The organism is Lederbergia wuyishanensis (assembly GCF_022900255.1).
Classification (GTDB): domain Bacteria; phylum Bacillota; class Bacilli; order Bacillales; family Bacillaceae_C; genus Lederbergia; species Lederbergia wuyishanensis.
Genome location: NZ_JALIRM010000002.1, coordinates 253938 through 277736, shown reverse-complemented (window position 1 = coordinate 277736; position 23799 = coordinate 253938). Strand labels below are relative to the sequence as shown.

Below are 23799 nucleotides of genomic sequence, written 5' to 3'. Positions count from 1 at the left end.
AAGGTAAACATAATAGAAAGAAGGATGTAAGATGATTTATTGTTGTAAGGAACATGTAGAGTTAGCACTGGATATCGTCGTAGATGAATACGAAACAGCACCCATTTTAGAGGAGATCAAAACAGAAGGAGAATTATCCACAACCTGTGAATATTGTAGAAATCCAGCTGCATATATTGTGGGGAACTAATATTCGCCTACAAAATGTGGATACCTTTTGGGGATATGTGGATAACTATTGTGCATAACTTGTTTGTAATATGTGTGTAATATGTTTATAACTAAAGTTTCAGGCAATTAGACCTAAAAAATAGATACATTCAGTTAAGATTTGTGGAAAAACTGTGTTTTAACCAATACCCGTTAATGGAGAGAGGAAAACCATTGTGAATATCTCAATCATTACTGTTGGCAAACTAAAAGAAAAATACTTAAAACAAGGAATCGATGAATACTTGAAACGCCTCACAGCCTACGCAAAAGTAGAAATCATCGAAATCCCAGACGAAAAAGCCCCCGAAATCCTAAGCGATAACGAAATGCTCCAAGTCAAAGCCAAAGAAGGCGACCGCATCCTCTCCAAAATCCACCCCGACGCCCACGTCATCGCCCTCGCCATCGAAGGCAAAATGAAAACATCCGAAGAACTCGCCGAGCGGATTGATAATCTTGCTACATATGGTAAGAGCAAGATTGTGTTTGTGATAGGTGGATCATTGGGATTGAGTGAAGAAGTGATGAAGCGAGCTGATGAGGGTTTGTCCTTTTCGAAGATGACTTTTCCACATCAGCTGATGAGGTTGATATTGGTTGAGCAGGTGTATAGGGCGTTTAGGATTATTAAGGGGGAACCGTATCATAAGTAAGTGGGGTTTTTTGGAAAAATGTAATGTGCCTATTCAAGATTAGGTAATATTGAATAGGCTTTCCTTTTAGGAAGCAAATTACAAAGAGAAAGTTCTAATTAAAATTTCCTTAATGTTGTACTCATGTTTATATTAAAATTGTGTAAGCAAAATTCAACATTTAATTTTTAGTATCAATAATATTTCTAGTTTTCATTCGTTGTTCAGATTCAATTTCATCTTTTAATTCACATTCCAAAGTCCAACTATTTTTTAATAATCTCCTTTTATAACCACATTTTGAGCAGGTATATTTAAAAAATCCGAAATATGTTCGTTTCACTTTCATTTTACGATAATCATGAATACAATAGGGGCCATCTACTGTTGAAATATCAACTTCTTCATTTTTCAATTCCTTATCAAATAGATCTCGATGCAACCACTGTGATGATTTTTTATTTCCTTTTATTTTCCATAAAAAGTCTTCATATTTTACTTCACCTTTAAAGTCATAGTTAAGAGGTATAGAAAATACCATTGGAAATGGTTCCTGTTTTTGATCAATTTTATTTCTAATAAGATGTTTTGCTATTAAAACAAACAATAGGAAACCAAACCAATATCCTATGAATTGATATGTACTAAGCAATTCTAAAAACTGATCAATTCTAGAAAAAGCTTTCATTTGAAATGATATAGTCGCGTAATTCCATAAAAAACTAGCGATTAAAGAAGCTACGATACTGAGTATTAAATCTTTAATAGTTTTATTCAATCATATCCCTCACTTGAAAATATATTCCTCAACTAATTATACACCATTCTGAATAATCACTGTTTTTTGAACTTATATAAATTACAAAGATTATTAAAACCACCTTTATACCAGTAAAGAAGATGTATCATAAGTAACTAAGTATTTAACAGTCATGTTAATTGATGAAGAAAGTATCAAATAAAATTAATACTTTCAAAAGTTGTTTACCTATTTTTTTAGAGATAAAATAAAAATGATTATGACTATTAGAGCTTTGCAGTTTTCAAAGGGGGAGCAAAGTTTGATAAAAATTTATACTAATTTAACTGAAGATTTATTACGTTGTGCTAATGAAAAGATAAATGATTTTATTGAGAGTTATTTTGAATTTAATGACGATGATTTTTCTGATATTTTCCCTAACATAATCTATGAGACTAAAGAAAAACAGTGTAGACAAGCTGCAAAAGATTTATATTTATGGAGTAAAGATGATTTTGTACATACACTTACTCCTTTACATGAATACGCTTTATATTCGATTATCAATATATCTAGTGATATTGATGAGGATCATCGTGCATATAACGATGGGGAAAGTCTATTTTTCTATGACATTGAACCTAAGATAAGAGAGGAATATTCTGATATAGACGAAAACGATCCTAATTGGGTTATTGAGGATTTGATTGAGTTTGATTTTTATTTAGAAAATTGCTTTCAAGATCATGACTTTTTAGATGTCCCCCTTTATTTATCAATATTTAAAAATATGCCAACAAAAAAATTTGAATCTCAGTTTGGTATAGTATTAGCAGATTACGTAGATTTAATGCCTCCTGATATTGAAGAAGAATATAGATCTCTTTTAAGCGTAAAGGCATTAGGAGATGAAATTAACGAGGTTACTATAAAGGATGATTTTTTTAAGGTCGTTAAAAAGGGAATTGATAATTTTGTCCATTCAATTATAAATCATGGTTCTTATAAACTTCTTTGGTTTGAAAATTATAGGCCAAGGGATGAAAAAGCAGTCCAGCTACTTTTTATGGCAACTAGTTACTTATATTTTCAGACAAATAACATAGATGTTTCACCAGAAGCGAATATTGGGAGAGGTCCAATAGATTTTAAGCTATCAAGAGGAGTAAATGAAAGAATCTTAATCGAAGTAAAGTTGGCTTCTAATCCTAAATTAAGACAAGGGCTAAACTTACAACTGGTAAAGTATTTATTGGCTGAGGATATAAAAGATGCTGTTTTTATGGTAATTGTATATGAAGAAAAAGAATTTAAAAAATTGAATGCTTTAGAAAGAGAAGTTGATAGTATTAACCAAAAGTATAATCTTAATATAATGATTGTAAGTGTGGATGCAACGAATAACAAACCATCAGCTTCTAAACTTACTAGTGATTTTTCTCCATTATATTAAAACCTCAATTATAATTAGTACGGTGAACCGTACCATAAGTAAATGAGGTTCTTCACAGGTAAATTGGGCTTGTCAAATAAAGTGTGTAAGTCCACTTTACTCAAGGTATTTTGATACCCTATCTTTAAGCTCGTCATGAAGGAGCAGTTGGTTCCTAACCATGACCCAGTTTTGGATACCGCCGCTATCCCACTTTGTTTCCAGTTCTTTAATACGTAAATACAATACTTTCAACAGGGCATTCTCATTGGGGAATGCTCCTTTTTTTGTCACTTTCCTGAAGCTGGAGTGGATGCTTTCAACAGCGTTAGTGGTATACATGATTTTGCGAATAGCGCTGCCGTAGTCAAAGAGCTGTTCGACGTGATGGAAATTCCTCACCCATACGTCAATAGCTCCTAGGTAGACTGCCCATTGTTGTTTGAAAGATTCAAAGGCACTCTGGCAAGCCTTCAGACTTGGAGCACTATATACCTTTCTTAATGCTTTATAATCCTTGCTTGGTACGTATTTGATGGAATTTCGGATCAAATGGACGATGCATCGCTGCACGATGACTTGAGGAAAAATAGCCTTGGCACCTTCCTCTAAGCCACTGACTCCATCCATTGAAAGAAAGAAGATGTCTTCCACGCCCTTTGCCTTGATTTCATCAAAGATTTGCATCCATTTATGCTTGCTTTCTGTCTCATTCAGCCAGAGGTCAAGTATTTCCTTCCTACCTTCCATGGTATAGCCTAATATCGTATAGATAGCATATTTCTTTGATTCATACTGGTTCCGAATGGTTGTAAACATGCAATCTACAAAGACAAACGCATAGTAGCTGCTTAACGGACGCGTTTGCCATTCCTCCAATTCGGGGAGCACATGATGGGTAATAACCGATATCATTTCGTGTGAAACAGAAAAACCATAGATATCTTCAATCGTCGAAGAAATATCCCGTTGCGACATCCTGCTGGCATACATCGAAATCACCTTATTTTCAATGGCGGACACGTCTTTTTTGCGTTACGGTATCAGTTGAGGATCAAAGGAGCCATCCGATCACGGGGCACCTTAATGTCTACTTCTCCTGCACTTGTCTTTAAGGTTTTCTCTCCATAACCATTACGCCTGTTGCCTGTTATTTCTCATTTTTATCATTGGATTCATAGCCCATATGGTTGTCCATTTCACCTTTTAACATAGCCTCAAACATGGGGCCGAATATATCTTTCAGCGCATTTTGCATATCTTCAACAGTTTTTGGTTGGTAGTTTTCTAGGATCTGATTTGCTAATTCAACCGATTTCTCTTCTCGTTTAGATTTAGTTATTAGAAATACCTCCCATTCATTTGTTTTATTTTACCAATAAAAAAACTAAACAGTGAAGTGAGAGCCGTACGCTCTCTCACTTACACGGTTTAGTTTACACTCCCGGTAAATAAATTCGTATACATGGACTTTCTCTACTATATTTTCTAATCTATTGCCCCTGTTCGTTTGATCTCTACCTTAATACTTGGTTTTAAATTTAATCTGGAATACTTTTCTCTCAAATCTTTTTCATTTAAATTGGAAAATTTTCTTATACTTTTTATTTTTCTTCCAATGCCAATTGGATCAGTATTTAATTTTCTAAACTCCTCAAGAATATCCCCGAATTCTTTGTTTAGTTCTTCTTCAATTATTAGCTCCATCTTTTTTATTGATTCCTTGTTTTTAAGAGTAACAGAAGGCTGTAATTCTATAGATGAAACTAAAATAGATGCATTTAAATTAACCGACTCATTCTGAGATAATTCAACATTTCCGCGGTACTTTATTGGGTGAATTGTAATATTTAAATTATCTCCTTTTTGCTTTTCGACTATTTTTATTCCCTTTTCTTCTAATACCTCTATAGGAATATTTAAAGTTATATCCCCCAAAAAAGCATTATTATTGGTGAATAATTTAATATACAGGGTTTTTTTCATGGAAATAGAACCAACCATTTTATCATCCCTAAATAATGCAACCCCATCTAAATAGGGTGCTACACCATTCTCATTCGATAGAATAGGTAATGTAGGATCGATACCAGTTTCATATAGTGTGGAAATAAAATCATGCAAGTTGGAGTTTATTAACATTTCCTTCTTTTGGTGCTTATCTAATAATTGATAAATATATGAACCCATTTCAGGATATTCTTCATAGTTTTTATTATTAATTGTACTCTCAGCATTGTTTGTAATTGCCAAAAATACTAAAGATCCGAAGCTACTATCTCGTTGCATTGTGTCTAGAAAAGATGAAATCCCAATCATTTCTGTCATATATTTATCAAATAAAATTGTCCTTAATTGTCCAGAGGTAATGTCGTGGCTTGTCTGTTGCTCTAACCTTTGTCTTATTTGTTTGCTTGTAGTTCCGACGGCAGAAATGGTTACACTCGTCTTTTCTTCTTTACGGTCGAATTGTAATAAGCTAATAGTACCTTTGTATGTATCCTCTTCAAGTAAGTCAAAACCAATAATAGTTAAAATTCCTTGCCTTTCTAATATTTTTTCCGGTGGCATACATGCAGTACAGAGAAAGAAACAAAGTAGAATAAGCCATATTTTCATTTTTTCAACTCCGTTTTAAATGAAAAAAAATTTTAGATTTGATGATTGAAATGAAATATAAGAATATCGGATAGATAAACCAAAGGTAAAAGCCAATTTCACCAACTTTATCAAAAAAACGGTTGTTATCAACTCTTTTTGTGACAAAAAAACTCATGATAAAGATGATTATTGAGATTACCCATATTCCATGTGTTATTTTTAAATGAAATACTTGTTTAACTCCTTTGGAAGAAATGAATAAAGTTATACATAAATTTGGAAAAATAACTAATATCCATAATGCAACTCCTATAAATTCAAAGCGCTCAATAAATGGAAAGCGGACAGTGCTTATCATACTGACAATAGGCCAGATCTGTTTTTCTAATTCTTTAGGGCTAAAAAATAATATGGAAATTACAGTTGCAATTAAAACAAGAAGGGTGGTAAACCAAATTGCTAATTGACTGAATAGAAGTAGTTTCTTTTTCTCCTTTATAAAAGGAAAAATGAAAAATAAAGTTTCAAAACCCAACATTGTAAAACTGCTTTTAAAAACTCCTTTCATCATTTCTGACGGAGTTGTTGACATGACGGGTAAAATTCTAGTTAAGTTTATGGAATTAAGTGGTTGATATATCACAAATAGCAGCCATATAGTCATTAAAAAGGATAAGAAGCTTATCCCTGCAACTACTCTGAATCCACCTGATACTGCATAAATTGTTATTAATAATAGCGCTAAGGTGCCTACCCATTCATAAACTCCTTCATATCCCCATGTTAGGGACAATTCAACATAACTGATAATGATAGAGTAATGTACAGCAATAAAGTAAATGACAATTAAGGTATTGATGATACTTCCTATAAAGCGACCAAATAAATTTTCGTGTATTTCAAAAAGATTACAGTTTCCATGTTTTTTAAGTATGCTAATAATAATCCAAGTAATAAGACTAATGAATAGACCAGATAGTAAAACTGAGATCCAAGCATCTTTCTTAGATTCAAGATAAATAATCCTAGGGACTCCAAGTATGCCCATACCAATTTGGGAAGTGTGTATGATAAAGAAAGCAATATAGGCATTTACAAAACTAATATTTGATTTCATTATCCACCTCAAAATTCATCTAAATCTTTTTCTGTTTTTTTAAATCTCCACCTTGTGCGAAATGTGTCTTTTGGATGAGTGACAACAGGACGTCTCTTATAAAAATGGTGTGGAAGACGTATTAAGAAGTACTTTAAATCCTTTATCCTAAACGGGTATAAAGGTGCGAGATAAGGTTTGTTTAATGATGTCAATTTTAACAGGTGGACCATCAGTACACAGACTCCGATAATAATCCCATTTAATCCCCAAATTCCTGCTAGAATAATGAAAGGAAATCTAGCAATTCTTATAGCAGTCCCCATTTCATAAACAGGAGCCGTAAACGCACCTAATGCACTAAATGCCACGATAATAATTAAAATGTTGCTAGTTAAACCTGCCTCAACAGTTGCTTGGCCAATAACAATACCTCCTACAATCCCCATTGTTTGTCCTACTTTTGATGGAAGGCGTGCCCCAGCCTCTCTAAGTAATTCAATTAATAATTCCAATAAAAGTGCTTCTAGCAAAGGTGGAAAAGGAACTTGTGAACGTGATTGCCCGATTATAAGTAACAATTTTGATGGAATTAGTTCAAAGTGAAATGTCATGGTTGCAACATAAAATGCTGTAAAAAATAGTGAACCTGTCATAGCAAAAAATCGTATAAATCTTATTAAAGTACTTAAAGACCATCTCAAATATATATCTTCTGTTGATTCAATAAATGAAAAAAAATTAGCAGGTCCGATAATAGCAATTGGACTTCTATCTATAAGAACACCAATCCTTCCGTTTAAGATAGAATAGAGGAATCTATCGGGCAACTCAGTTAGTATAAACTGTGGAAAAATTGAGTAATGGTTATCTTCAAGATAATGTGCCAATACTGAACTGTCACTAATATCATCAGTTTTTATATTTTCAAACTTCTCCTTAAGTGTTTTAATGGTTTCATCATCCGCTATATCTTTAAGATATATAATTCTTACTTGCTTTTTAACACGTTCTCCTATTTCTAATTCATCTGTACACAATTTAGAATCATTTAGATTTTGTCTTATAATTTTAATATTAGAAGATAATGATTCTGTAAACGATATTTTAGGACCGTATACCAAAGATTCTGTTTCTGCTTTTTCGATGGATCTTTCAATTGGGTTGGAGCAATTTACCATAAATGCTTTACTTTCGTCTGATAAGTAAACATAAGCGAATCCATTTAAGAGCGAAGAGATAACCTCTTGTTCCTCAAGGTTTGTCATTACTTCGTCCATTGGTATGTTTTTCAATAAATAAGAGTAAGTTATGCATTCTTTTGGAAGTTGTTGAATGTATTTAATTACATACTCATTTAGTAACTCTTTTTTAATTAAGTTTTTCATGAAAATAACTTCGAGACAAACTCCACCAACTTCAAGTGTTCTACAAATCAAATCTGGTGAATGGTTGAGGATGGATTTTACTTTTTCATAATTAGGGAAGCTAATTTCATTTAGATGGTTTGTCATTTGAACATATCCCTCAATAGATTTTCTATATTATTTGAAGTAAAAATCATTTTATACTTGATTAAAACAAAGAAGTTGTAACCGTCAAGTGATTATGTACACTTTTTGCTCGTTAACTTTGAACACTTTTCGCTTGAAATACAGTCTCACGATATTTGATTATATGGCTGTCGCCATCAAAATGGAGAACTTCAGAGCGGTGGAGAAGGCGATCTAGGATCGCCGCAGACTGTAGACAAATACAGAAATTTAGGTGTTTGCCTACGGTCTTTTTTCTTTTAAAATAGTGGTAACCTAGGAAAGTTGATTTCCGCTTCGGGCGGACGCGTTCCGCGGGCACGGCTTCAGCCGCTTCCCTCGCTGTGCTCAGTCCAGGGTCTTCAGCTCGCGCTGTTCCCGCAGGAGTCGCCGCCCTACGCTCCAATCAACGGTATTTCTTATTAAAAAATATGAGGTGATGGATATGATGACGAAGAATCAAATCAATGAGCGCGAACAGCTGGAAATGCTGACCATAGAGCAGTTGGTTCCTCAAAATCATCTAGTTCGCAAACTAGATGCAGCTATTGATTTCTCCTTCATCTATCCATTAGTTGAAGATCTTTACTCGACCATCGGTAGACCCAGCATAGATCCTGTAGTGCTGATCAAGATGACATTCATTCAGTATACCTTCGGCATCCGATCCATGCGCCAGACAATCAAGGAAATTGAAACGAACGTGGCATATCGCTGGTTTCTAGGCTTTGGCTTTCATACCGAGGTTCCTCACTTCTCCACGTTTGGGAAAAACTATGTCCGTCGATTTGCAGATACTTATCTGTTCGAGCAGATTTTCTATAAAGTTCTAAACGAAGTGACAAATCGTGGGCTTCTCAGCCCAGATCATGTCTTCATTGATTCGACCCATGTTAAAGCGAGTGCGAATAAGAGAAAGTTCGAGAAGAAGGTTGTTCGTAAAGAGACGCGAGCTTATGAGAAGAGGCTCCAGGAGGAGCTCAACCTTGATCGTGAAAAGAACGGGAAGAAACCATTCCCACCGGAAAAGTTTGAAACAGAAGAGTACAAGGAGATTAAAGAATCGACAACGGACCCTGAGAGTGGTTATTACGTTAAGGATGAACGGACAAAGCAATTTGCCTATTCTTTTCACGCTGCTACGGACGAGAAGGGATTTGTACTCGCAAACATCGTCACTCCAGGAAATGTTCACGATAGTAATATGCTTGAACCGCTAGTCCAGAAAATCATCGACCAGGTAGGACGTCCAATCGTTGTTGCCGCTGATGCAGCTTACAAAACGCCGGCTATTGCCAACTTTCTTATAGAGAATCAGGTTCTTCCAGCACTACCATACAAACGCCCAATGACAAAAGAAGGCTTTTTCAAAAAACACGAGTATGTCTATGACGAGTATTACGACTGTTATATCTGTCCCGAAGGACAGGTTCTTAACTACCGCACAACAACGAAGAAAGGTTATCGTGAGTATGCATCAACTCCTTCTATTTGTGCCACGTGTCCGGTGCTTAGCCAATGCACGGAGAGTAAGAATCACCAAAAAAGGATCCAACGTCATATCTGGCAAGATTACTTGGATGTAGCTGAGGACTTACGACACAATCATGAAATTAAAGAAATATACGGAAAGCGTAAAGAGACGATTGAACGTGTCTTTGCCGATGCCAAAGAAAAGCATGGCATGCGCTGGACAACCTTAAAAGGTATTAAAAAATTAGTCCATGCAGGCGATGCTGACTTTTGCTGCCTTAAATCTTAAGAAGTTGGCCAGTTGGACATGGAAAACGCCAACCGACGCTTAATGAGAAGCAAAATGGAAAGCTGAAATGAACTTTTTCACAGATTTAACCTGAATTAATAGGAAAAGGGTTGGAAATCAAAATGATTTCCAACCCTTTTGTCTACGCTCTGAGGCGATCTAGGATCGCCGTTGTAATCCCCTGGTCTACAAGTAATTCTCCCCACTTCTCGGGCCCTTTGTTTGATGTCAGTATAATGGAACTTCGTTCATAGAAATGGTTGACCAGATGAAAGAACAGATTGGCCTCGTTCTGGTCCATGGCCATGTACATCAGGTCATCAATGATGACGAGGTCAGCCCCTCTGATCCGTCTCAACTGCAGCTGGGATTTTCGTAGGTACTCTTCGCTTTTCAGTAGGGGAACCAACTCGCCCATGGGAATGAATGACACACGGTATCCTCTGTGAATGGCCTCCAATCCCAATCCAATCGCAATATGGGTTTTTCCGACTCCCGGCGAGCCCAGAAAGATCAAATTGAATGATTCCTCCAGCCATGAGATCTCGCGGAGTTGCCTTAACTACCCTTCACTGATTGATGGCTGTTCCTTCAGGTCAAACTTCTTCAGGCTTTTCTGGTAAGGGAACTTTGCCCATTTCAAGTGCTTCTCAATCATTTTCTCTTCACGCGGTTTTTCCTCATACATCAGCAGTTCCCGAAGAAACTCCTTGTAGGTCCACGCGTGGGTCTCTGCCTGTCTCAAAAAATCTGGCAGTTCTTTTGAAGTTTCCGTCATTCTCAGACGCTGAAACTGTGCCTGTAAGTCCTCGACTGAAAAATTCATCTCAGGCACCTCCCAAGATTTTCAGGTAGCCATCCAGTTCCCTCAAGGAAGCTTTTTCTTTGTAATACTCAGAGACAGACCCGACATCCCCACTATCAGGAATTGCGTCCTCGAGCCCCTGTACTCCGGCCAAATGCTTGGCCACATCGTAATAGTCATTGGCGCTCCACAGGGATTTTTCCATACAAATATCCAGGATGGACTCGATGTATGGGTAGTAATCCTTTACAGCCCTTTGATGAACTTGGAGCTGATCCTGTATATTTCATCAAGATAGCGCTGAATCTATTCTTCATCTTTAAAGGAGTCTTTTACCGTATCCATGTAGGTCGGTATCCCTTTGGTTCTGCCCCTGGAATGGTGTATGTTCTTGATTAGCTGCCCTTTTGCCTCGGAGAGGCGATGGACAGCCAATGGCTCCTCACCGGGAATCCTTTCGATGATCAGCTCTTCACCTGCGATCCGGGTAGGTACGGTGTTATCACCGTTGGGCCTATATGTCCCCAACGGAACAGAATAACGGTTTGACTGAAATTTAATAATATTGTCCTTGTTATACTTGATGCATGGTTGTTCTCGAAAGAGAGCAGAGAGGAGACTTTTCGCAAGTGTGGCTTTTCCAGGGCGAACACTTCGACAGGTCTCTTTTTTATTGTATTGTGCTTCTGGTAATTCCCTTTTCGTTGAAGCCAGGCCAGACATTGTTCGTTCCAGATATCAATCTGATGGAATACCCGGTTTTTCGCAAAGTTCCTTTTAATGAATTTCACAACGCTCTCAACCTTTCCCTTCGATTCGGGATCCGCAGCCCGGCACAGGTAGACCCTGAACCCTCTTTGTTGCATGTATGCCTGGAATTCTTCCGTATAGACAATCTCTTCCGTCATCCCTCCATAATATTTGAAGGCTTTTTCATGGCAGCGCAGGACATCGCGTGTGGGAAAGGACAAAGGCCATGACATATAGTTTCATGATTTTTCCTTCAGATGTTTTCACTTTTGATTCCCCGAAATCCACCAGCATCTGTTTTCCTTTTGACAACTCCTCAATGGCTTTGTAACTGCGGAAGGCAAGTGATTTGGGAATATGGTACTTTTCCCGAAGCTCCCTAACATAAGTTCGTACGGTGCTGTCCCCGACATCTTTGAAATTACAGCGCTCCTCCAGCCAATCCAGGATCTTATCCTGATAGAAATCCAGTTTCCGCTCCCTTGTCCTCAATTCCTCCACCCACTTGCAGGCCTCTTCAAAATCCATTTCAAGATATACATAGAATAGATTACACTTTCTTGTGATGGCAGCGACTTTAAATCCCTGCCTTTTATGAACTTCCATAATCACTTCTAACTTCAGCACCTTCCCGATCCTCCAATACATCAGTTAATTCATATTTTCTTAGTTTAACTGATGGGAGGGATATGGGCGAAAAGTGTTCAGTTCTATCGCGCGAAAACTGTTCAATTTAGTCTAGTAGTTACAGAAGTAAGGATTGAGAGTAATTTGAGGACCTTTGAATGTTTATTTATACTGAATAGATAGAGATATCTGGGGACTATAAACGGTGTGGAAACAGCATTAGTAGCTGTGTAATAAAACCTCACCTAGATACAATACGGTGAACCTTATCATAAGTAACAGCGGTTACAAAAATAACACCTGGTAATTTATGGATATAAATTAATGAAACATCAATACAAATGACTTCTATATTTATTCTGTATTAATTGATGTTTTTCCTTTAATATTTTCCTCTAAAAAGGTAGCTCCACAGACAGTTGAGCTACCTTTTAGAAAAAGAAATGAAATAGAGGTCATCCTAAAAATTAGGGATACTTAATTTGCGATTGACTGCCTTACACCATACTTTTCTACTGCTGAAAGAACCCCATCTGTCATGTTGGTTCAAATTTGTAGAAACTATCAATATCCTGATTCCACTCCATTTGTTCTCAGTGCATGTTAACTTTTGAACATCATGAAGTGCCCCTCCGAAAAAACATCCATTAGAATTCCCCAAACGAGTGCATTAATGAAATACAACGATAGTGGCAAACAAACGTTTTATATAATATGGCTATTTCTTAAATTCCCTTTCCTCTCCATATCCTATCGTTACCACTTCGGTTTGTTTATAATCCTTTAACAACTCTTTCAGGTCTTTATCTTTGTCTATCATATTTTCTATTACAGGAAAGGCGTTCAATAATTGATCAAGAATTTCCGGTGATGTGGTACTTTTTTTAGATGGAAATGTATGGCTGGGGATAACGTAATTAACTTCTAATAGGTGCTTTACTGCATAGGCTGCTTCCTTTGGCCCCATTGTAAAATGACCTGATGAAGATAATATTGCAATCTCTGGATTAAACACGTCTTGAATCAACTTCATATCATACATAAGAGCGGTATCCCCAGAATGGTAAACCGTATAATCATTGTCAAAGTCAAAAATATAACCAGATGCCTCGCCCGCATATATTGGGGTTCCTTCTATCTCCCCATATGAGGATGTGTGTTTTGCTTGAACCATTGTGACGGTAAGATTATCGAAGGACACCGAACCACCAAGATTAATAGGAAGTACATTTTTAATGCCCTTTTGCAGAAGTATCATGGCCAAATCATATTGGGCAACGACCATAATGTCAGGATTGTGCTTCACTACCTTAGATAGCCCACTTGTATGATCAAAATGCCCGTGAGTCAAAAATACACAATCAATAGCATTATAAAAATCTTCATTATCTAGCTGTTGTGGAAATCCTGGATTTAAATCAATAAATGGATCTACGAGGTAATTTTTCCCGCCCTTACTTGTAAACATATACATTGCATGGCCAAGCCGTAATATTTTCATTCCACACCTCTCTCCCTAATAGTAGTAAAGTTAAACTACTATCATTCTATTCCAGACTTTCTAATTAATAAGTACGAATTTACAAAATGTGATTCTTGTTTTTTATTACTCCATTCCTTCCTCTTTCGCTCGTTTTCGATCGGCAACTTGTAACTTATTATAAATATTCGAAACATGATTTGATTCCTCTTTAGTAAGTAAACAAATCCATTTTCTTCCCAAAAAGTGTTCATATTAATTATTTTCTAGTAGACAAAAAAAGACTTGAGCCTTTATTTGTCTCAAGTCTTTTGGTTATTTTCACTGCTTATTAACGTTGTAAGCTTTCTTGATAAGAACGTTCAAATATTCATCCCTTGTTTAGCAGAGGGCGTTCCTGCAAGTATAAAGCTAAATCTGGACAGTTCCCTTCAACAATCTCCTGTACAATAATCTTTGACAGCAATTGACTGTAAACCGTCCCATTGTCACCAAAGGCAAATAGGAAATAGCTATTAGGATATTTTTCATATTGACCTATAATTGGAATGCCATCTACTGTACCTCCATAAAATGCAGATAAGTAAAATTCTGGCTGTACTTTAATAGTAGGAAACATTTTATTGAATTCTTCAATTAGCTTATTCCTTTTGTGAATCAGTTTACTATCACGATCATCAGGATAAGTAGTATTATCATCAAGTCCGCCTATGATAATCCGGTTATCTCTAGTTGTACGCATATATAAATTAGGACGAGCGGTTTCCCAAATAAGTGTCCTATTATACCACTCGGAGAAGTCCTCGATTGGATTGGTTGTTACCGTATATGTACTTACAAAGGAGGCTTTTTTCTCTTTTTTGATTTCCATTCCTTCATAACCCGCTGCAAAAATAATATAGCGTGCTTGTATGGAATGCCCATTCTTTGTAGAAATAATCATTTTTCCTAGTTCTTCATCATAATGGTGACCGTTCATTTCCGTATTTTCATGTATACGGATTCCTTTTCTCGCGGCGTAATCACATAATGCATGGGTATATCGGAAAGGGTTAATTTCTGCATCGTTGTATGAATAAATAGCGGCATCCCTGCTAAAAGGATATTTTGCTTCAATATCTTCCTTTGCTAAAAAAGTAAGTTCACAGTTTTGCTGTTTTAAGAATTCATATTCCTTTTTAAGACTTTCAACGTCTTCTGCACAGCTTGCGGAATATAGAGTATCTCTTCTGTTGAATTCACAATCAATGGTGACGTTCTTTGAGGCTACTTCTATTTCATTTATGGCTTCCTTCAGTAATTGTAAATGCCTTTTTATGTAACCTTCTCCAAAGGTGTTGATCAATTTTGTAAACATTTTTTCACCGGAGTATTGAAGGAGGGAAGTATTTGTACTAGTACTGCCGCTGCCAATGGTTGATTTTTCAATTACAGCCACATCTAAATTTGTATCGGCAAGATAATATGCACATTGTGCCCCGGAACTTCCACCCCCAATGATTAATACATCACAAGATAGATCTGCTTCCAAAGCTGGATATGATGGAGCATCAGGAAATGTAGTAGGCCAATAATAAGTTCCAGATTGTAAATTCATCTATATCCTCCGTTATTAAAAAGTATACTGTTACTATTTCCAAACTCATTTTGTGTATGCAAAAATTCTACTCAGACTCGTCACGGTGAAATAATATGTAAATGTGAAAGGATGAACGCATTAGGAAGGAAATTCAAAAAATAATGGCAAGATGATAGCGCTATACTAAGGAATAAATAACCTCATTTTGTTGCGTTACGGAAAACCTTACCATAAGTAAATGAGGTTTAAAAAAGGCGATTGCTAAATAATTTATAGCAATCGCCTTTATCTACATATGCAACGTTAAATTTGCCCGTCACCCCCCTATGCGTAAAAAATTTAAAGCACGGGTGTTAGGCAAAAACTCGGTCTTTTGTTCAAAGTAAAAAAGTATAAAATTTTATACGATCCTTATTTAAAAAAAAGTCTTTCATTGTCTAGCTTCAGGGCGCCCAGCGACTAGCAAACTTTCAGCTTCTTCCTACGATAAGTCAACATCAGGTGAAATTTGGAGTGCCAATTTCACTAGCTCGTTCCTCGCCGTGTTTCCTTTATCTCGTCAGAAACTTATAGAGGAACGCGACTAAAAACCGCCACGTCCTGTGGCGACGTCGACGGACCCACATCCTGTGGGCCTGTACGTCGCTGAACGGGCGCCTTGCGCTTTTCTAATATGCATCAAAGATGGAATTGGCTATAAGGCGATAGCTGTAATGTGTGTGTGCTCTAAAGGTGAGGTCGTTGGCAAAGAGGATGAATGTTGTATTCTTTAAGGTGTGGGTCAAGGCAAGGATTTGTCCTTTTGCCTTTTCATGTCCAGGCCACCATCCTGCTACAAAGAAATCATTACTATTGCTAAAAGAAGCTAGTATTTCGGCTCCTGCGGGAACTGTCGTAATCCACATTCCTGAAGTTGTATAAAAAATCTCATCGTTCTGATAGCCTGATGTGATCAGATGGTTCTTTATTTTTGCTTTGACTAGGCCTTCATGGGTATTTTTTGTGTAGTTCATATTAAAGCCCGGAAGCAATTCTCTATTTTTGATGGCTTTTAATGTATCTAACCCAATTCCCACAAATGTTTTACCAGTTAAATTCGATACAATGATGCTGCTGCTATCGCTAACAATTACGTCGGCATCCGCTTGTTTGACCATTTCAAAACCAAGCTCTTGAACTGCATACTTCAATTGAGTGGATCCAGTGACAGCCACTTTCGGCTGTTTCAATTGCAACGTTTTTACAGGAATAGAAGAATATAAAGATCTAGCAGTGAAAAAATAGTTCTTGCCAAAAGTCTGTAAATCTTTTGTTCGGACAATAAAGTCGCCTTTATTTATTAATCCTCTTGTTTCAAGTGCCTTTTCAACAATGGCTCCATTCTTCAGAAGATTGTTTACAAGTTTAATTGTGTCATTATTGGTATTAGACAACACATGAAAAAGTGCCTTTGTGTATATATAACCTTTTGGGAGCCCTGTACTTCTAATTCTAATAACATTTTGATTAAAAGCATTTTCATTGCGAATTTCATGTACCGTAAATCCTCTTAAATCGGGGAAATTGACCACAGTTGAATCATACATTGCTTCCCAGTCTGAAACATCATCACCTTTATAAAGCATAGCATTGGCTACACCACGTTTTGCTTGTTTCATAGGAACAACAAATGTCCCTCTTGGATAAGTGATTCCATTTACATTAGTGCTTTTTGTTAACTTTTCGACCTTTATACCATTACGTAATAAATATTGGACCATTTTATAAGCTTCCAGTTTATTTTTTTGTTGTTTTGAATCAATTGGAATCACATAATAGTCGGGAAAGAAGTTGTTATTTCCTTCTCTATTTCTTCCAATGAGATTCCCTGAAGCATTAACCAAATACCTATCGACTGCCCGATTATCTTCACCATTTACACCGCGCTTAAAGATTTCCAGCTGATTTTTATACAGTTGATCTTTATTTTCTTTTACAAAAAGAACGGCCCCTAGCCCAACACCTACCATCGCATGATAACCATCTTGACTCAATTCCGGAATTTCTATTGTATGACCTAGCGAACCGTGCAGCATGGCAAACATTGGTGTATAGCCGACAGACATATCGTCCCATCCGTTTTTATAATCTAGTGCTGGAATGACATAGGATCTAAAATCAGAATTGCCTAATCCCGCTTGTCCCATGTTATGAGCCTGCTTGATCATATTGTTGTAAAGCAAATCATATTCATAGTTTGGATTGTGGGGAGGGGTGGTTGGTTCGATCAAGAATCGGCTAATATACCCATGCATATCCAAGAAGGAGAGGGGAGTCCATTTGGAAATTTCCTGGGTCACAATAATGGTTTCAGGTTGAGTTTGAAAATGATTGTCACGATTTAAGTCAAAACCATTGGCATTTCTTCTGGTATTTGCAACTCTTCCATCAGGATTATTTGTAAACATGAATAGCAAAATGACATCATTAAGAACTTCACTCACGTTAAGGGTTACTGTTTCTTTTCGGCCATTTTTAACCGTGGGAATCGTGATCATATCCTGAAGGGCAAATTTCTTCAATAACTCTACTTGAGCATCGAGTCCTTCAATTTCATCGGGATGAATATTATTAAACCAAATTGGAATCTGATACTCACCCATTAATCTGTTCTCCAGTTTATTTATTAAACTCTGAGGATTTTCTAATGCTGTCGGAAGGGTGACACTTAAATATCTGTCAACAGCAGTCTTATTTTTTGCCAAAATAACAAAATGAAGGTCCCTGCCTTGTACGGACTTTCCGAGATTTTGGTATTTAAGATAACGATTATTTTTTTGGTACGCTTGTTTAAAAATCCAGTCAATTTCCGACTTTAGCTCTTGATAAAAAAGAAATTCGTCATATACGTTTAGCCGGACAGTGGCAGAAGCTTTAGTATTCCTTTGTGGATCAATCATTGCTAATTCATAATTTCCAATAAATTTTTGATATTGTGTTCGAACGGATCTCTCGGCGAGACTCTCTCTATTAAATAAAAGATTAAACTTTAAGGTGGCTTTGATAATCCCCGTTTCTCCTATAAAGTAAGGTTTCTCGATGATGGTAATAAAGGGCTCTCCGTTAAAATTGGACCCACTTGTCCATTTTTTCCACATAGAGAGACTCTTTCCTCCGAATTGAAACTCTAGCTGACTTAGGTCAACATTCCTTCCCATATCTGCCTGAATCTCAACAATTCTTGCTTCTGTAAGTGAAAATGGAGACCTGCTTACCCTAAGTTCTAACATAGAATCTTCCTTTCGCGTATAATAATATTGTATTTAGTATGATATTCAGAAAAAATTAAAAGGTTACCGACCTGTCTCGTTTGATAAAAGGAGATATTTACGTATGTTCGAATTCTTAAAAAGAACAAAATTAATAAAAGATGATTTAAAAGGCATGGCAACCTTAATGTATCGAGATGTTTCAGAAGATGTATGGGATAAGGAGAATCTAACTAAAAGAAATTTAGATTTCTCTATTGAAAGCACTCGATTCATTGATATGTATGTAGAAAGATTAATGAATACAGAAAAAGGCATTGAACTGTTAAATAAACACTTTGACAATTTTGTGGTCCGAATAGGCTCATATATAGGAGAGGTGATTAAAAACAATATTAATCAGGATTTTACCTGGTATGAGTTTGATTCTGTTTACGTTTACTCTTCTGCGCTTGATGAAATCCATAGAAGTGAAAAACCTTATAGTCTCCTATATTCTAAAAAGAGGGATATGGTTATAATGCCATTGCAAGAAACACTACAATTCTTGGAAGGGACTTCTAGGTATCCTAATTTTCTAGCTTATGTAGAAGAAATGATTAAGAAAAATTCTTAATAAACGTCAAATCCATGTTTGCCAGTCAAGATAAGTTGAACCGTATCATAAGTAGATGATGGTTTTAGAACAGCGATTCTTAAATATAGGAGTCGCTTTTACTGTCATACTCATTCTCCAGAAAAATTTTTAGATAGCGCCAAATTTGAACTAGAACTATGGCGAATTGTCATTACGTGTGAAAGAACGCAGACTATTCCACCTACGAATTATTAAGGAAAAGATGTAGTCAATTCGGTAAAACCAAATAGAATTTTTAGAAACATGATTATCTAACCTACTCCAGCTTTCTATCATTCGTTGTTTAACGGTATCTATACGATTGTGATCTCCTATGTAATTCTTAGGAAAAACAACGGATTTACTTTCCACCTCTTCAACGCTTTAGCTTTTAATGTACGATAATTCAAAAGTAAATTCCTCAGTCCTAATCAAGCAATTCCTTTCGAGCGACTTCTATTTTTTCATAAGTTTTAGAAGATTGCCCTATATTATCCTCTTTTTTCAACAACCTTTTTTTCCGGATAAAATGCATTATAAAATTTAAAAGTTATGCAAAAGATGATGTATATCATTTGTATGACTAATAGCCTATTACTTCGACTTTTTAAAAGATTAGTAGACGGTATCCGGGATATTATTCGGGCTAACTAATACGAATGGATTATATTTTTGAGAAAGTGTTACAAGCCCGTGTCCTATTAGGGATATTTTTGTCTAAAGATTATTAATATTCACTCTTTTTATTTGGGAATTATTTCTATACAATTATACTTACGTAATTAATTATTGGAAAAGGAGGTTCCTAATTTTATAGCTAGTTTAGTAGTTAACTAGTAACTTCAGTTCGGCAAAAAATCCTTCTTTGAAGGGAAAATAGGATATCGATGGTGAGGAGGGCCTGCCATGACAGTGTTGTGATGCTCCTAGAGCAAGTAACAAAACTTTAGGAGTTGGGTTCATGCTTGAGCTTTTACGTGTACATCCTGCTTACATACTGATTAAAGATAGTGTTTGATTCAAAAAGTATACAGATTAAAAGAAAGGATAAAAAAATCATGAAAAAGATGAAAAGTTTATTGTCTATATGTTTGATGGTTGCTCTTCTGGCGGGGACTTTTACGATGCAGGCCTCGGCTAACACCGATGATACCGCACTGCAGACGGTCATAGATAAGTTCGAGGCCCTTAATGAGGATGTTTATACCCCAGCCACATATCGACTGGCCAAAATGGAATACGATAAAATAAAGGATCTAATAGATGATCCAAACGCCTCGGTGAATGAAATCAATGATACAATCACTGCTTTAAACAAACGTATCGAAGCACTGAGAGTCCGGAACGGTTCTGAATCATTGTGGAAAACCTATGAGGACTACTTTGAAATAGGCAACATTTATAGTGGGGCAGGCAACTTAGATCCGAATAATACTCGCGGCTTGTTGACATCTACCCACTTCAACTCACTCACGGCAGAAAATCATATGAAGCCCGACAACCTTTCTACTGGAGGCGCCGGACAGCCGGGTACTTTTAGAATTTTTGAAGGGTCGAACCACGCCTCCGACCAACTGGTTAGACAAGCACAAGAAAATGGAATAACGGTGCACGGACACGTGCTGGTGTGGCACGGCCAGTCTCCCAGCTGGCTCAACGGCGGCACTAGTGGCAACTACACAAGATTACAGGCTAGAGAAAACATGGAGCGCTATATCAAAACCGTAGTCAAGCACTTCGACACCTATTATCCCGGTGTAGTTACAAGTTGGGACGTCGTCAACGAGGCGTTCATTGATGGAGTGTCAAGCATTCCTGAAGGTGCCAATTGGAAAAATTATCTTCGCCAAGGAAACCAAAGCGGCTGGTATAAGGCATACAGCAACGGCATGTTAGAAGGCGAAGATCCGAGCGACTTCATCTATGATGCATTCGTGTTTGCCCGTAAAAATACTGACGCCAAATTATTCTACAATGACTTTAATATGTATCAGGATGGAAAATCGAAGCTGGTCGCGATGATGGTTAAAGAACTTAATAAGCGGTACAAAAGTGAATATCCAGATGATCCTCGCCAGTTAATCGAAGGGGTGGGTATGCAGTCCCACAACTACATTATGGACACCCCGCCTTCCAGCGTGGAAAACGGAATCCTTAATCTCCTGTCCGCTGGAGTTGATCTTATCATTAGTGAGCTTGATCTGTTCTGCTGGTTTCCTTGGAACGCCGAGCCAACTGGTGGCTCAACTGGTGGTTACATGGATTTGAGGGACCGTGGGATTGAACATATAATCGGTTCGACAGGCACAGAGGAACAGAGGAATTACTGGATTAATCGTGGTATAACCAACGGCTCCGAGATTGAGATGATACAAGCGGAGGTTTACGCAGAATACTTCCGAATCTATAAGAATTATGCAGCTAGTATCGACCGCGTTACTTTCTGGGGTCTTAACGACATTCAAAGTTGGAGAAGAGGTCACAATCCGCTAATGTGGAACAGTGATTTCTCTCCGAAGGACGCTTTCTACGCTGTGTCCGATCCTGAGGGCTACCTGGGCGTTGACCATAATTATCTTAAACCAATTCCTGCCTCCAAAGTTGCTGAAATAATTCTTGATTACAATGATGTTAAGCCCGCTTATCGAATTGGAAAAGAAGGTGGGAATTTTATCAGCGATGTTGCCAAGTTGATGGGTCCTAAGACATATTTTAATAACGAGCCACATTCCATCAAGAAAGGAGGATTGGAGATATCCAATCGAGCATACAGGAGAGCAGTATTTGATTTTCTTAAATCACATCCAGGGATGGAAGATAAGATTATAACCATGCCTCCAGACACATTCTTTATTAATAATAAGAAATAACTCTCAGGTAGTTATACTACAAAATTTATATAATAAAATTTTAGCGAGATAAAGCAGTCCCTTGGAGTTTCCTCTAGGGGACTTTTTTTATTCCTATAAAATCACACTAAAAAGGTAAGACCACAAACACTGGTCTTACCCTTTTGAACTTATTGTAATGCACTAAATGCATTTACCATTCCCTTGCCAAAATAAATATCCTTTCCTTTAGGACCAATATCTGTAGCTGTGTTCTCGATCATTTGCGCTACCTTAACAGGTCCGATATTTCCGTATTTAGCAATGATTAAAGCGGCAACCGCAGATACCTTTGGTGTTGCCATGGAGGTACCAGCCATCCAAACATATCCAGTACCCGTATAAGCGCTTAGACACATATCAAGATGATAACCAGGAGCAGGATAACTTTGGTAATCCCCTCCAGGTGCTGTTACATCAATGAAGCCTGCCCCGTAATTGGAATAGGAGGCTAAGGATTTGTCTGGGCCCGTTGCAGAAACAGTAATAACTCCTGGAACAGTGCCAGGTAATTCAAAGCCTGCCCCGATAAATTTATAACCTTCTGGACCATATTCTGCATTCATGAAATCAGTGACTTCTTTCTTATTTGTAGCGTTTAGCTCCTCATTTCCTGCAGCAACAACAACCGTTACGCCATTGTCAACTGCATATTTCACTGCTCGTTTATAGATTGCGCGGTCGGCTACATCATTTCCCATTTTAAATGTCTCGCCAGTTTCAGGGTCTGTCCAATAATACTGACCCAAAATATCAAATCCACCTAAACTCATGGAAATCACATCGACTCCATCATCTACAGCATCAACCATTGCTGCTGCAATCGCTGATGTAGGGGATCCACCTTCTGCTCCAAAAACACGATAGGCTCTATAGCCCACGTTCGGTGCAACACCCATGATGCGGCCATTTCCTGCAATCGTTCCGGCTACATGGCTGCCGTGGCCGTTACGGTCAACATAATCAGTCGGGGCTCCTGTTTCGGTAGTTTCAGTTCCGCTGAATCCGCCGGCAGGTACGTAGTTTCTTCCACCCATAAAGTTTGCCTTCAAAGCTGGATGATTTGGACTTACCCCGGTATCAATAATTCCAACTACCACATTATGATTGCCAGTTTCCATATTATAACTGGCACCATTATTGGTAACCTGTTTGATATCCCACTGATACAAATTATATAAGTCTGCATCTTGGGTATTAACGGTTGCGGTTTCATTGTATTTCACAACACTAGTTTTAGGTAAATGTACCATGAAGGAAGGGCTTACAACCTGAACGGATTTCAGTCCTTTCAGTGATTTCATTAATGAACTTGGCCCTCTGAATTGAAGTGCTCCCACCTTTTCATATTTTGAAACGATGGTGCCTCCCTCTTGTTCAATCTTTTTGATTATATCTTGGGGGATTTGATTACCATTGAATGAAACTGTAAACATAGTCTTAGAAGAATTGGTGCTTGCGGCTTGGACTGGAACAGCGAATAAAATGAGTAATAGAGATAAAGCTAGCAAAAGACCTTTTTTCATATAACCCCTCCTATATCTTTTTTGAAAAGGAATTAATTTGCCTTTTATGTAAAAGCGAACTAATTCTATATTAAGAATACAATTGTTCTAGAATCGAAGACTACTATTTTCTTTCGTCTTTTGAATACAGAAAGTGACATAAATGCAGGCAGTTTTTTACCTAATTAAGGATATTTCGATCATTTTAAAAAGAACGAAAAGTAGAGCCTACTATCATTAGATATGTTGGGCTCTGCGCAACCTAATCTTTTTTATTTATTATCTCCGTGA

Annotated in this window: 15 protein-coding genes and 3 pseudogenes; 6 read left to right on the top strand and 12 right to left on the bottom strand. The window is 37.1% G+C overall.

What is annotated here, in order from left to right; genetic code table 11:
* Window positions 1–31 precede the first annotated feature (31 nt).
* Window positions 32–190, top strand: coding sequence for a CxxH/CxxC protein (locus MT489_RS07510; RefSeq protein ID WP_244680912.1), 159 nt, complete (start codon window positions 32–34; stop codon window positions 188–190).
* Window positions 191–386: 196 nt separating this feature from the next.
* Window positions 387–866 (top strand): 23S rRNA (pseudouridine(1915)-N(3))-methyltransferase RlmH, encoded by a 480-nt coding sequence (rlmH, locus tag MT489_RS07505; protein ID WP_244680911.1) that lies wholly within the window; start codon window positions 387–389, stop codon window positions 864–866.
* Window positions 867–1026: 160 nt separating this feature from the next.
* Here the strand turns inward: rlmH and MT489_RS07500 are convergent, their stop codons facing one another.
* Window positions 1027–1623 (bottom strand): hypothetical protein, encoded by a 597-nt coding sequence (locus MT489_RS07500; RefSeq protein WP_244680910.1) that lies wholly within the window; start codon window positions 1621–1623, stop codon window positions 1027–1029.
* 283 nt (window positions 1624–1906) lie between these two features.
* Here MT489_RS07500 and MT489_RS07495 point away from each other — a divergent pair, with 283 nt between their 5' ends.
* Window positions 1907–3040 (top strand): hypothetical protein, encoded by a 1134-nt coding sequence (locus tag MT489_RS07495; RefSeq protein WP_244680909.1) that lies wholly within the window; start codon window positions 1907–1909, stop codon window positions 3038–3040.
* 96 nt (window positions 3041–3136) lie between these two features.
* On the opposite strand, the pseudogene MT489_RS07490 reads toward MT489_RS07495, so the two are convergent.
* The 4 genes and pseudogenes from MT489_RS07490 to MT489_RS07475 all read right to left on the bottom strand — a co-directional run bounded on the left by MT489_RS07490 (window position 3137) and on the right by MT489_RS07475 (window position 8230).
* Window positions 3137–4361: pseudogene (locus MT489_RS07490) on the bottom strand (IS256 family transposase).
* 146 nt (window positions 4362–4507) lie between these two features.
* On the bottom strand, window positions 4508–5638 hold the full coding sequence (locus MT489_RS07485; RefSeq protein WP_244680908.1) for a Ger(x)C family spore germination protein: 1131 nt from the start codon (window positions 5636–5638) through the stop codon (window positions 4508–4510).
* A gap of 4 nt (window positions 5639–5642) precedes the next feature.
* On the bottom strand, window positions 5643–6737 hold the full coding sequence (locus MT489_RS07480) for a GerAB/ArcD/ProY family transporter (RefSeq protein ID WP_244680907.1): 1095 nt from the start codon (window positions 6735–6737) through the stop codon (window positions 5643–5645).
* Between the two features lie 8 nt (window positions 6738–6745).
* Window positions 6746–8230, bottom strand: coding sequence for a spore germination protein (locus tag MT489_RS07475; protein ID WP_244680906.1), 1485 nt, complete (start codon window positions 8228–8230; stop codon window positions 6746–6748).
* Between the two features lie 463 nt (window positions 8231–8693).
* Between MT489_RS07475 and MT489_RS07470 the strand changes: the two are divergent.
* Window positions 8694–10053 (top strand): annotated as a pseudogene (locus MT489_RS07470) (IS1182 family transposase).
* 108 nt (window positions 10054–10161) lie between these two features.
* On the opposite strand, the pseudogene istB reads toward MT489_RS07470, so the two are convergent.
* The 6 genes and pseudogenes from istB to MT489_RS07440 all read right to left on the bottom strand — a co-directional run.
* Window positions 10162–10836: pseudogene (gene istB / locus MT489_RS07465) on the bottom strand (IS21-like element helper ATPase IstB); the annotation flags it as partial.
* Window positions 10837–11279: 443 nt separating this feature from the next.
* A complete protein-coding gene (locus tag MT489_RS07460; protein WP_244680905.1) occupies window positions 11280–11723 on the bottom strand; it encodes a hypothetical protein in 444 nt (147 codons plus the stop codon).
* A 25-nt stretch (window positions 11724–11748) separates the two neighbouring features.
* Window positions 11749–12192, bottom strand: a complete 444-nt coding sequence (locus tag MT489_RS07455) for a hypothetical protein (RefSeq protein ID WP_244680904.1) — start codon at window positions 12190–12192, stop codon at window positions 11749–11751.
* A gap of 718 nt (window positions 12193–12910) precedes the next feature.
* Entirely contained in the window at window positions 12911–13693 is a 783-nt protein-coding gene (locus MT489_RS07450; protein ID WP_244680903.1) for a metal-dependent hydrolase, read from the bottom strand.
* 349 nt (window positions 13694–14042) lie between these two features.
* Window positions 14043–15269 carry an NAD(P)/FAD-dependent oxidoreductase gene (locus MT489_RS07445; protein ID WP_244680902.1) on the bottom strand — a complete coding sequence of 409 codons (1227 nt, stop codon included), beginning with the start codon at window positions 15267–15269 and terminating at the stop codon, window positions 14043–14045.
* 650 nt (window positions 15270–15919) lie between these two features.
* Complete coding sequence (locus MT489_RS07440; protein ID WP_244680901.1) at window positions 15920–18520, bottom strand: M14 family metallopeptidase; 2601 nt, start codon at window positions 18518–18520, stop codon at window positions 15920–15922.
* A 103-nt stretch (window positions 18521–18623) separates the two neighbouring features.
* On the opposite strand from MT489_RS07440, the gene MT489_RS07435 reads away from it, so the two are divergent.
* Together MT489_RS07435 and MT489_RS07430 are read left to right on the top strand one after the other, a co-directional pair.
* A complete protein-coding gene (locus MT489_RS07435) occupies window positions 18624–19115 on the top strand; it encodes a hypothetical protein (protein ID WP_244680900.1) in 492 nt (163 codons plus the stop codon).
* A gap of 1058 nt (window positions 19116–20173) precedes the next feature.
* Window positions 20174–21985: an endo-1,4-beta-xylanase gene (locus MT489_RS07430; protein WP_244680899.1), complete on the top strand. Its 1812-nt coding sequence runs from the start codon at window positions 20174–20176 to the stop codon at window positions 21983–21985.
* Between the two features lie 149 nt (window positions 21986–22134).
* Here MT489_RS07430 and MT489_RS07425 read toward each other — a convergent pair whose 3' ends face one another.
* A complete protein-coding gene (locus tag MT489_RS07425; RefSeq protein ID WP_244680898.1) occupies window positions 22135–23529 on the bottom strand; it encodes a S8 family serine peptidase in 1395 nt (464 codons plus the stop codon).
* Between the last annotated feature and the right edge of the window lie 270 nt (window positions 23530–23799).

Coding starts and splice junctions, on each gene's coding strand:
- MT489_RS07510 (WP_244680912.1), top strand. CDS start 32: ATGATTTATTGTTGTAAGGAACATGTAGAGTTAGCACTGGATATCGTC.
- MT489_RS07485 (WP_244680908.1), bottom strand. CDS start 5,638: ATGAAAATATGGCTTATTCTACTTTGTTTCTTTCTCTGTACTGCATGT.
- MT489_RS07480 (WP_244680907.1), bottom strand. CDS start 6,737: ATGAAATCAAATATTAGTTTTGTAAATGCCTATATTGCTTTCTTTATC.
- MT489_RS07475 (WP_244680906.1), bottom strand. CDS start 8,230: ATGACAAACCATCTAAATGAAATTAGCTTCCCTAATTATGAAAAAGTA.
- MT489_RS07460 (WP_244680905.1), bottom strand. CDS start 11,723: ATGACGGAAGAGATTGTCTATACGGAAGAATTCCAGGCATACATGCAA.
- MT489_RS07450 (WP_244680903.1), bottom strand. CDS start 13,693: ATGAAAATATTACGGCTTGGCCATGCAATGTATATGTTTACAAGTAAG.
- MT489_RS07445 (WP_244680902.1), bottom strand. CDS start 15,269: ATGAATTTACAATCTGGAACTTATTATTGGCCTACTACATTTCCTGAT.
- MT489_RS07440 (WP_244680901.1), bottom strand. CDS start 18,520: ATGTTAGAACTTAGGGTAAGCAGGTCTCCATTTTCACTTACAGAAGCA.
- MT489_RS07435 (WP_244680900.1), top strand. CDS start 18,624: ATGTTCGAATTCTTAAAAAGAACAAAATTAATAAAAGATGATTTAAAA.
- MT489_RS07430 (WP_244680899.1), top strand. CDS start 20,174: ATGAAAAAGATGAAAAGTTTATTGTCTATATGTTTGATGGTTGCTCTT.
- MT489_RS07425 (WP_244680898.1), bottom strand. CDS start 23,529: ATGAAAAAAGGTCTTTTGCTAGCTTTATCTCTATTACTCATTTTATTC.